This window comes from Humisphaera borealis (genome assembly GCF_015169395.1).
Taxonomy (GTDB): Bacteria; Planctomycetota; Phycisphaerae; order Tepidisphaerales; family Tepidisphaeraceae; genus Humisphaera; species Humisphaera borealis.
In genome coordinates this window covers 2,852,113-2,863,214 of the sequence record NZ_CP063458.1, presented here as the reverse complement: position 1 = coordinate 2,863,214, position 11,102 = coordinate 2,852,113, and the positions used below count along the sequence as shown (strand labels likewise).

Genomic DNA, 11,102 nt, shown 5'->3' with positions numbered 1-11,102 from the left:
GAAGAAGCGATGTTGCGGTGCGTCGCCAGACCCGCCGCTTGTGCCCGACAAGGGCATTCCTCTGAGGTATTCGGGAAGCAGCGGTAATGAAAATCGATAGACGCACGGCGACGATGAAACAGGCGGTTGTATCGGCTTTGGAAGGGCTGGAGCGGCGAATCCTGTTTGCGGCGGCATATCAGCAAGGAACGGGCGGTAATGCCCTGATGTCCATGGAGGCCGAGGCCTACGATGCCGCCGTCGCCCAGGGGGGCAAGACCTGGACCGCGTATACGGGTGCCGGCTTCAGCGGCACGGGCGCACGGCAGGCGACGCCAAACACCGGAGCCAATATCGATGCCGGTTACCTGACGGGTAGCCCGCGGCTCGACTTCCGCGTGAACTTCGCCCGCACCGGAACCCACTACGTTTGGGTTCGCGGTCTGGGTGCCACGGATCAGGACAATAGTCTTCATGTCGGCCTCGACGGCGTCGCTCCCACCACGTCTGACAAGCTGACTTTTCCGAACACGAGCTACGGCTGGTCGCGAGCCACGATGGACGGGCCCATCGCGACGATCAACGTTCCGACGACGGGCCTGCACACCATCAGCATCTGGATGCGCGAAGACGGCGTTGTCGCCGACAAGATCGTGCTGACGGCGTCGTCCACCTATACACCCACCGGCACCGGGCCGGCGGTCAGTTCGCGTGTCGATGTTCCCGTACCGCTGTCCACCGTCACCATCGCGGCAACGGATGCCTCCGCGTCTGAAGCGGCGGGCAATCCGGGCGCGTTCACCGTGAGTCGCAGCGGCGGCGATACGACACAAGCTCTTGTCGTCGGCTACGTCGTCAGCGGTACTGCCACGAACGGGACCGACTACAGCACCCTCGGTTCCACCGTCACTATTCCGGCCGGTGCGACGACCGCGGTGATCAATGTTGTCCCCGTCGACGACACCGCCGTCGAAGCAAGCGAAACGGTGACGCTGACGCTGGCGTCGTCGGTCGCGTACACGCTGGGCGCGGCGACGTTCGGCACCGTCACAATCGCCGACAATGACACCGCTGTTCCGCCGCCACCACCACCACCACCACCCGCTGGTCAGACGCCCTTCGGAGGCGTCGCCTGGGCGGTACCCGGGAAGATCGAAGCCGAGAACTTCGACGACGGCGGCGAAGGCGTCGCCTTTCATGACGCCGACACCGTCAACGGCGGCGGTGCCTACCGCACGACCGCCGTCGATATTGAGGCGACCACCGATACCGGTGGCGGCTTCAACATCGGCCGGATCGTCGCCGGTGAATGGCTCGAATACACCGTGAACATCGCCACCGCCGGGTCTTACGACTTGGGCATCCGCTTCGCGACGGCCAGCGGCGGTGGCACCGCGCACCTGGAAGTTGACGGCGTCGCGACCGGCGGGTCGATCACGCTGCCCGGCACTGGCGGCTGGCAGACCTGGCAGACGGTGAGCAAGCCCGGCCTTAACCTGACCGCCGGCCAGCATGTCCTGCGGCTGGCGTTTGATGCATCGGCCGGTGGAGATATCGGCAACCTGAACTGGCTCACGCTGACGGCATCACCGACCGTTCCGCCTCCGCCACCACCGCCTCCGCCCGCGGGCCAGCTACCCTTTGGCGGTGCGGCATGGGCCCTGCCCGGCAAGATCGAAGTCGAGAACTTCGACGAAGGGGGCGAGGGTATTGCTTACCATGACACGGACACCACCAATGTCAGCGGCGCCTATCGCGCGTCCGGCGTCGATGTCGAGGCGATCACCGACGCCGGTCCCGGCTACGCCGTCGGCCACGCCTCGGTCGGCGAATGGCTCGAGTACACGGTCAATGTCGCGACATCGGGAACGTACGACGTCTCTGTCCGCGCCTCCGCCGACGCTGGCTATGGCGGCACTTTCCACATCGAAGTGGATGGCGCCAACGTCACCGGCGCGATGGCGCTCAGTCCCACCGGTGGCTGGCAGACCTATGCCACCATCATCAAGACGGGTGTTGCCCTTACCGCCGGCAGCCACGTCGTCCGTATTGCCTTCGACGCTACCAACAGCGGCGGCGATATCGGGAACTTCGACTGGGTGCAGTTCACATCCACGGCTAATCCGGCCCCGACTTCGCCCTTCGCCTGGAATGCCATCGCGCCATCCCCGATTTCCCGAGGCGAAGGACAGGCAGCCGTCGTGAACGGCAAGCTCTACGCGTTCGGCGGGTTCTACAACGACCTGTTCCTCGCGACCACCCGTTGCGACGTCTACGACCCCTCGAACAATACCTGGACACGCATCGCCGACATGCCGGAGCCCGTGACGCATGCCGGTACCGTTGTCGTTGGCACCACCGTCTGGTTTGTCGGCGGCTTCCTCGGCGACAACCCCGGCCCGGAAATTGCCAGCGTCTGGAAGTACGACACGCTGACCAACACCTGGTCCGCCGGACCGAGCCTGCCCGCGTCGCGGGCCGGTGGTGGCGCGGCACTGGTCGGTTCGGAAATCCACTTCTTCGGTGGACGCTCCCGCACCCTCGCCCTGGGCGACATGGACTACGGCGACCATTGGGTCCTCCCCGTGAATGGCGGCACGACCTGGGAGTCGCGTGCCGCGATGCCGAATCCGCGCAATCACCTTGCCGGCGCGGCCGTCAACGGCCTGGTGTACGCCATCGGCGGACAGCACCTGGCAGACGAGTTCGGCGGCAACCAGGTCGAGCTCGATGCCTACAACCCCACGACCAACACCTGGACCCGTCTGGCCGATCTTTCCGTCGCCCGCGGGCACATCAGTTCGTCCGTGCTCGTCCGCAACGGGCGCATCCTGGTCATTGGCGGTACGGTCAACGGCGACCTCCCGAGTAGCGACATTGCCGAGTACGACCCCGCCACCAACGCCTGGAGCAAGCTCCAGTCGCTTCCCCAAGGCCGTAAGACCCCCGTCGCGGGCCTTATCGGAGACAAGCTGTTCGTCGTCGGTGGAGACAGCCCCAACCCGGTGGCTGGCGGGTGGGTCGGACAAATCTCCAAAACCTGGTCTACGGGCACACCCCTTCCGGTGGCGCTCGGCGAAGTCGCGGGCGGTGTCATTGCCGGCAAGATGTACATCGTCGGCGAGGGAAGCTCGGCCACGCTGGCGTACAACATTTCCACCGGTGCCTGGCAAAGCAATCTTGCCGTCCGACCCTTCGTCGGCAATCACCACGTCGCCGAAGTTGTCAGCGGCAGGCTCTACCTGATCGGCGGCCTCGGCGGATCCTCCGAAGGCAAGGTGCAGATCTACAACCCGCTTACCAATACTTGGTCGACCGGAGCCAACATGCCGTTTGCCGCGGGCAGCAGCAGCTCCGCTGTCATCAACGGAGAGATCTTCGTCGCCGGCGGGATCATCGGCTCGTCCACCACCAATCAGGTGGCCAAGTACAATCCGCAAACCAACGCCTGGACCCTGCTGGCGGCGATGCCACAGGGTGTGAACCATGCCGCCTCGGCGACTGACGGAACCCGGCTTTACGTCTTCGGCGGTCGAGACGGTGGCAACATCCCGTCCAACGGGTTCAACTACACACAGGTTTACGACCCGGCCACCAATACCTGGACCTCCAGCGGTAGCGGCGCGCCGCTGGCGCCGCTTCCCCAGGCCCGCGGCGGCACCGGAAAAGCCGTGTTCGCTAACGGCGAGTTCTATGTCATGGGCGGCGAGACCTCGACCGGCGCCGGCGCCACGGCCAACAAAGTCTACAGCCGGGTCGACATCTACAACCCGCTGACAAACACCTGGCGGGTCGGGTCGCCCATGCCCACCGCCAGGCACGGAATCTTCCCGCTCTACTTCGCAGGCAGGGCGTACCTGGCCGGCGGCGGGACCCAGGCCGGCGCGTCCACCTCCAACCTGCTGGAGATATACGACCTCAACTGAGTTGTACGACCCCAACTGACGCACTGTCCGTCGCCTGCCGGCGTCGTCATTACCGGACGATTCCCGGCAGCTTGTTCCGGGCCGCTTCTGAGCCGATAGACCAGACAGGGAGCCTGGTCCGCGTTGCGCGCCCGACGGAGAGTTCATATGGTCAGCGTCGTCATGCCCGCCTATAACGCCGCCCGGTACATCGATCCGGCGATCGAGAGCATCCGCGCTCAAACGCTTGCGGACTTCGAGCTGATCGTCATCGACGACCTCTCGACCGACGACACCGCCGCCCGCGCCGAGAAACACGCCGCCGCCGACCCCCGCATCCGTGTCATCCGCGCCGAAAAGGGCGGCATCAGCCGAAGTCTGAACAAGGGCATCGCGCTGGCGAAGCATCCGTGGATTGCGATCATGCACTCCGACGACATCGCGATGCCCGAGCGGCTGGCCAAACAGCTGGCGGCGGCGAACCGGCAGCCGGAAGTCGTCGCCTGGGGCTGCTTCGCCCAGCACATCGGTTCCGGGGATCGCGTGCTCAGCCTGTCGCAGACGGGTCCCACCTCCGTTGAAGAGTTCCGCCGCCTTCGCGCCGCCGGCGAAGACGTCCACATGATTCACCCGACCGCCTTCCTGCGGAAAGACGTCCTGGAGAAGGTCGGCGGGTACAACCCGGCGTTCGACGGCGCCGAAGACTTCGAGCTGTTCGACCGGATGGCCGTCGAAGGGCCGATCGTCGTCCTTCCCGAACCGCTGATGCACTACCGGGTTCACGCCTCCAGCGTGAGCATGACGTCGTTCTTCAAGATCCTGAAGTACGTCAAGTTCGTGCAATCGCGACAGCAGGCCCGCCTCAAGGGCGAAACCATCGATTACAACCAGTTTTCCGCCGAGTACGACGGCCTAGGCTTCTTCAGCAGAGTGCTGCGGGCGACCGACCAGCTTTCCCGCCTGTATTACCGAACGGCCGGCATGGCCTTCGGCGGCCGGGCGTACGTCAAAGCGTGCGCCTACCTGATGGCGTCCGGCATCCTCCGCCCGCAGTACTGCATTCCGCGGGTCTGGAATCAGTTTCTTTCTCCCACCGCCCGCCGCGCCATCCACAAGCCGCAACTTGCGTAACGGCACACGACGTATGCCCGGCAAGGCAAGCGGCTTGGCCGAACGAACCCGGCGCAACGTCGCCGAACGAACCCGAGGCGAAAGTAGGGTGGGGTTCACCCCACCGCACCCCGCAGACCACCGGCGATGCTCCCGCCGTCCGATGTCCGGCCGCGCGCCGAACGAACCCAGGACTCGACGCAAACATCGAACGTCGAACACCCAAGGTCTAACACCGAATCACCACGCGCAGACTGCCGAACGAACCCGAGACAACACCGGCAAACCCGGGGCTCCGCGAGTACGCTGCGCCCTCGGCTTGTTAGCCGAACGAACCCAGAGCGACATCGCCGAACGAACCCGGCGTGGTCGGACGACGCTCGAGCAGGGCGACCAACCCGCCCGGGGACGCTCCGCTTCGCGTCGCGGCTAACCCGTCGTCTCCCGCATCTCCAAATCTCTCGGCCGCCTCAAAACACCAACACCACCACCCCGGCCCGACCGACACCGATCGTCCAAGGACAGCCATCTCCATGGAGTGCACGCTAAAGCCGACAGATCACACCCGCCGACCGGCGCATGGAGGAAGGACGCCGCCCGTCCCATGGCGACGCCGGATATTGTTCTATATATGTTAGGTGTCCGCGCGTTGTTTTGCAAGGGAAATCGGGCTGTTTACTCCGTGAGTGCGTCGACACTTTTCTGGACGCAGGGAACGAACGGCGTTCGTGCCACGGACGTGCAGGGTGAAGCCCGCACCACAATGGCCGCCGGTCGGATATGATCCGGCCTTCCTCAAAAGGGCCTAGGGCCGGGAGCTATCATGCGATGGGGCACTTCTGCAGCACTCAGGTTCGTCGTTGTCGTTCTAATCGCCAGCGTTCTGCCGAGTCGATCGGCGAGCGCGCAGGTCGATCCTAAGCTGATCGAAGCGGGGCGGCGGGCGACGGTTTATGTCGTCATTGAAGCGGACAAGGGGCTCTACATGGGCTCCGGATTCTGCATCGATGCCACGGGCATCTTTATCACCAACCAGCACGTCGTCGAGCCGCTCACCAAAGAGAAGAACGCAAAGATCTATCTCATCGTCGCCGCCGGCACCAAGGCCCAGCGGATCTACACGCCGACGGTCGTCAAGTCGGACGCCGCCCGCGACGTGGCGGTGCTGCGGGTCGAACGGCCGGGGCCGCTGGACGCACTGGAACTGGCGTCGCCGGCGGCGATCGCGAGCATGCGCGAGACCGCACCAGTGGTGGCGTTCGGTTTTCCGCTGGGGCAGAGGCTGTCGTTGAAGAAAGAGTCGCTCCCCGAGATCACCATCACCACCGGCCGGGTCAGCGCGATGCGGCACGAGAAGGGGCAGCTGGTCACGATTCAGTTCGACGCGAGTGTGACCCATGGCAACTCCGGCGGGCCGCTGATCGACGCGCACGGGCAGGTGGTGGGGGTGGTCACCGCCGGTGTCGAGGGCAAGCAGATCAACTTCGCCGGGCCGGTGGGCTTTATCCGCACGGTGCTGAGTGCGGCGAATGTCGTGCTGACGCCGCGCGTGCTGACCAACGCCGCCGCCGCTAACGACCTGATCGACTGGCTCGCGTCGGACGGACCGGCGACCCGCAAACCGGTGCCAGGCGATGCTGCGTTCAAGGAGAACCAGAAGCTGCTGAAGGATGTGCTGTCGAAGCAGTACGCCGACACCACGCCCGCCGGCCGCTACAGCCTGGTGTTGGAACTGCTGTCCCGCGCATCGGCGAGCAAGGACGACCCTGCCGGTCGATACACCATGCTCGTTGAGGCCAGAGAGAACGCAATCGTGGCGGGTGATGTTACCACGGCGGCGTACACGGCGCTGATGCTTAGCGAAGACTACGCCGTCATGCCCATCGACGTAATGAAGGACGTGGTGCTGCGGGTGAGCGGGCGGTCCGGCCAGCCTCAGGATTCGGCGTGGGTCTCGGCGCTGGGAATGATGATCTGTGAGGCGATGGCCAGGCGTGAGCAGTACACCGACATGCGGAAACTGGTGCCGCTGGTCCGTTCGAATGGCATCGCCAGCCGTAACGTCACCGTCTCGGCACAGATTCGCGACCGGCTGCCGCGCCTCGAGACGATGGCCGCGGAGTTCGACCGCGTTCAGTCGGCCCGGGCGAAGCTGGCGGCCGCTCCGGCCGACCCCGAAGCCAACCTGATCGTCGGTCGATATCTCGCGCTGACCCGCGGCGACCTGGACAAAGGCGTTCCACTGCTGGCGAAAGGTTCCGACGCCGGGCTGAAGGCACTCGCGGTCGCCGATCAGGCCGGGCCGGCGACCGCCGAGGCGCAAAAAGCGGTCGGCGACCTGTGGTGGGACCAGGCGACCAAGGAAGCAAAGAACCCGGCGATCGCCGACCTGTGCAAGAGCCGGGCGGGCTTCTGGTATCTGCAGGCATTGCCGCAGTTGACGGGTCTGGTGAAGTCGTTGGTCGAGAAGCGGCTGACGGAGTTGCCGTCGGCACCGCCGGAGGTGGCGGCGAACACCGGCGGGAGTGATTCCCCGGTCGCCGTCGCGACACCGTCGGGCTCGCCGCGGGTTGGTCCGCAGGCGGCGGGGCTGTCGCCCGAGAAGTTCATGGCGCGGGTACAGAGCTATCGCAATAAGGTTTGGACCGACGCAGGCTCTGCTCGAAAGCCGCTGGCGGCAGAACCGCCGATCCTGGGCGAGGTCACCTGGCCGGGCGGCGCTCATGCGTTGTCAGGCAGGCTCAGCATCGGCCAGGAGGAGAACAAAAAGGAAAACCGCCCGACGGTCAAAGGCACGCTTCAGATCGCGCCGGGTTGCCTGGTTGAAGGGGGCACGATCATCGCTTCCCAGGGCGTGCTGGACATTTCCGGCGAACCGGGCCGGCCGGTGGTGTTCCGAAAGGTGCGGTTCGGCGTCGAACTGTCCGGCCGGCTCAAGGCCCGCCACGCCGTCTTCGATCAGTGCAGTTTCGCCAAGTCCGGAGGCTGGTTCGTCGACAGTTACAGCGCCAAGTTCGAGTTCACCAACTGCCTGTTCGTCGAGAGTAAGTTCGATCGCTTGTCCCGCGTGGACTACGGCTTCAAGCTCAACGGCTGCGCCTTCGTCAACTGCGCCCTCTCCGAACGAAGCAGTGATACCAAGCACGACTCGTACAAGATCTCCACGAGCGAATGGAGCATGATTCGCGACTGCGATTTCTACGGCTGCCAGATCGCCGCGTCGGTCGCCTGGTGCATGAACACGAGCAACCTGTTCGGCTGCCAGATCACGGGAAAGGAATGCGTGTATTCCTCGGGCACCGGATTGATCGTGACGCTCGGCCTGCCAAAGGCCGAGAGCAAGCAGATCCTGGCGGACCTGGCGGCGAAGACCAGCAGTTCCGACACAGGACGGGTGAGTTTCGAGGCGGCCGATGGGTTGTATGTGCGAACGACGTTTGGGGTGCCGTAGGAGGGCTGACGACCGGGGAAGGGAGGTCTACCAAGTGGCTGACGAACAAAGAAGCTCATTCGGGAGCGATAACGGGAACGCCGAGCTCCAGCTCGGCTCTTCAACTCATCCGGTTAAGGACGGCGAGCCGGAACGCGGTGTTCCCCGGAACGTTCCGAAGAATTGGTACACGCGCGGGTATCTTCCACATTGCGACCAATCTGGACTGTTACAATCGATCACGTACCGTTTGGCCGATAGTCTTCCCGCCTCGGTGTTGGCAAAGATTGAAGACGAACTGGCATTGCTACCCCCACCAAAACAAGACGATGAGCGTCGTCGGCGTTTCGAGCAGTGGCTGGACGCGGGTCATGGTTCGTGCCTGCTGCGCGATCCAGCAGCGGCCGATTGCGTCGTGCAGGGCTGGAGGCACTTTGACGGTAAGCGATACGACCTGATGGCATGGGTTGTAATGCCGAACCACGTTCACGTGATGGTCCGCGTGTATGAGGGATGGACGCTGGGGAAGATTGTCCAGTCATGGAAGAGTTTCACGTCGCGGAAGATCGGGAAAATGCTTCGCGAGAAAATCGTTGGGAACGCCGAGCTCCAGCTCGGCACGGGGCTGAGCTCGCCGGTAAAGAACGTTAAGCAGGGGCTCGGCAATGCCGGCCCTGAGGCCGGCGTTACTCCGACCGAAGTCTCCGGCGGCATTTGGATGCGCGAATACTGGGATCGCTACATCCGCAACGAACAGCACTTCACGGCAACCGTGGATTATATTCACCAGAACCCGGTAAAGGCCGGCATCGTGAGCAGTCCTACCGCGTGGCGGTGGAGCAGCGCCAACGAGGTACTCTCGGGCAGCTTTGGGATCAACGGGCTATAACTCGGCACTGAGGCGCGCCTTTAAGTAAGACAATGGCCCGGCCGGAGCTCATAGTTCGGGGGCAGCGTTCCCGGCGCATGTGGAGAGAGGGCCGAGCTGGAGCTCGGCGTTCCCAGAGGGCGCTTTTGCGGGGGTAAGCGGGCGGCGCAACGAAAAACCCCTCCGAATCTTTCGACTCGGAGGGGTCCAGGTTCAACTTGAGTTCACAACAGGTCTTGCCGCGGTCTTGCGACCGGTACCGCTGTCACTTCAGGCCTTTACGGCCTTCATGACGTTGAGGTAGTCGAGGTAATCCGTCGGCTTGGGCTTGTACTCGGGGAACATCTTGACGAGCGCCTGCGGATTGAACGGGTCGTAGCCGAACATCTTGAAGACGGCTTCGGCGTAGACGGCGCGGAAGTCGGTGTAGACCGGCTGGTAGTCGCCGACCATGTCCGCGACGCCCTTGTAGGTGCCGTAGAACTTGCCGGCCTTGATGGGGCCACCGGCGACGAGCATCATGCCGCCGCGACCATGGTCGGCACCGTTGCTGCCGTTTTCATGGACGGTTCGGCCGAACTCGCTCATGACCATGACCATGACCTTTTCGGAACGGGTGCCGAGGTCTTCGAGGAACGCGGCGATCGAGTCGGAGACGTGCTTGAGCATGCGGGCATGCTTGCCGTCGGATTCGCCCAGGTCGGCGTGGTGATCCCAGCCGCCGTAATCGGCCTGGGCCACTTCCAGGCCGACGTTGGCCTTGATGACCTTGGCGATCGTGCGGAGCTGGTTGCCCAGGCCGCCGTTGGGGTAGTTGCCGGTGGACGGCTGGGCCATCGCGGCTTCCAGGGCCTTGATGCGGACGACCGCGTTGGTGCCGGAGTCGGAGATGACGTCGCGGGCCCAGTCGCTGGTGAGCTGGCGACGCTTCATTTCGCCGGTGGGGAGGTCATCCAGGCGGGTGCCCTTCTCCATGTTGGCGCTATCGCGAGCCGTCTGGTTGATCAGGTTCGAGGGGGCGTAGAGGTCCTCGAAGAGCTCCATGTTTTCGGTGCGGTTCTGGCCGGCCAGGACCGGGTACTCGCCGCGGAGCGAGCGGGGGAGCAGGTTCATCGCGCACAGGCCACGCAGCGGGGCGTCGGTCTGCTTGCGGGTGGCCATCAGGTAGCGGTTGAGCCAGCCACTGGAGACGCGGGCGTCGCCGGTGGTGCCGCGTTCCATGTTGTCCTGGGCGGAGAAGTGGCTGCGCGAGCCGTTCGGCGAACCGATGTTCATGAACGCGGTCGCCTTGCCCTCTTCCATGAGCTTGGCAAAGGCGCTCATCCCGGGGTTGAGCCCGAAGATGTCGCTCATGCCGATGCCCTTGCTGAGCTTGATGACCGGCTCGCCGCGCTTGGCGCGGACCGGGATCGCGATACGCGGACGGACCTTGTAGTAGTGGTCGTCGGCGTAGGGGACGATCGCGTTGAGCGCGTCGGCACCGCCGCGAAGGAAGATCGTGACCAGCGTCGGGACTTCAAGGCGCTTGTCCTTGATGACCGAGGCCGAGTCTTCCGAACCCGACGCCGACGGGGCGGCGGGGGTGGGGACGGAACCCGACTGGAACTTCTTCTTGAAGTCGTTTTCCAGATCGGCGCCGGCGAGCCACTGCTCGGTCGACAGAACGGCTCCACCGGCCATGACGGCCAGCCCGGAGTTACGAAGGAAATCGCGGCGTGACGTGCTCATATTGAGCCTCCGACGAGTTGGGAACGATCGTTTCAGAATCGTTCGATGAACCTGGTGTTGGAACCTGTTTGTTTCGATTGAG

5 protein-coding genes are annotated in these 11,102 nt (G+C 64.4%); 4 read left to right on the top strand and 1 reads right to left on the bottom strand.

What is annotated here, in order from left to right:
- Positions 1-86 precede the first annotated feature (86 nt).
- The 4 genes from IPV69_RS10680 (at position 87) to IPV69_RS10665 (ending at position 9,313) form a co-directional block, all read left to right on the top strand.
- On the top strand, positions 87-3,905 hold the full coding sequence (locus tag IPV69_RS10680; RefSeq protein WP_206295095.1) for a Kelch repeat-containing protein: 3,819 nt from the start codon (positions 87-89) through the stop codon (positions 3,903-3,905).
- Between the two features lie 147 nt (positions 3,906-4,052).
- Positions 4,053-5,015 carry a glycosyltransferase family 2 protein gene (locus IPV69_RS10675; protein ID WP_206295094.1) on the top strand — a complete coding sequence of 321 codons (963 nt, stop codon included), beginning with the start codon at positions 4,053-4,055 and terminating at the stop codon, positions 5,013-5,015.
- A gap of 802 nt (positions 5,016-5,817) precedes the next feature.
- Positions 5,818-8,445 (top strand): trypsin-like peptidase domain-containing protein, encoded by a 2,628-nt coding sequence (locus IPV69_RS10670; RefSeq protein WP_206295093.1) that lies wholly within the window; start codon positions 5,818-5,820, stop codon positions 8,443-8,445.
- 34 nt (positions 8,446-8,479) lie between these two features.
- Positions 8,480-9,313: an REP-associated tyrosine transposase gene (locus tag IPV69_RS10665; protein ID WP_206295092.1), complete on the top strand. Its 834-nt coding sequence runs from the start codon at positions 8,480-8,482 to the stop codon at positions 9,311-9,313.
- Between the two features lie 249 nt (positions 9,314-9,562).
- Here the strand turns inward: IPV69_RS10665 and IPV69_RS10660 are convergent, their stop codons facing one another.
- The gene (locus tag IPV69_RS10660) at positions 9,563-11,020 is read right to left on the bottom strand and encodes a DUF1501 domain-containing protein (protein ID WP_206295091.1); all 1,458 of its coding nucleotides are present in this window, start codon (positions 11,018-11,020) and stop codon (positions 9,563-9,565) included.
- Positions 11,021-11,102 lie beyond the last annotated feature (82 nt).

Bases quoted from the DNA above. Each gene is read 5' to 3' on its own strand.
- IPV69_RS10680 (WP_206295095.1), top strand. From the start codon at position 87: ATGAAAATCGATAGACGCACGGCGACGATGAAACAGGCGGTTGTATCG.
- IPV69_RS10675 (WP_206295094.1), top strand. From the start codon at position 4,053: ATGGTCAGCGTCGTCATGCCCGCCTATAACGCCGCCCGGTACATCGAT.
- IPV69_RS10670 (WP_206295093.1), top strand. From the start codon at position 5,818: ATGCGATGGGGCACTTCTGCAGCACTCAGGTTCGTCGTTGTCGTTCTA.
- IPV69_RS10660 (WP_206295091.1), bottom strand. From the start codon at position 11,020: ATGAGCACGTCACGCCGCGATTTCCTTCGTAACTCCGGGCTGGCCGTC.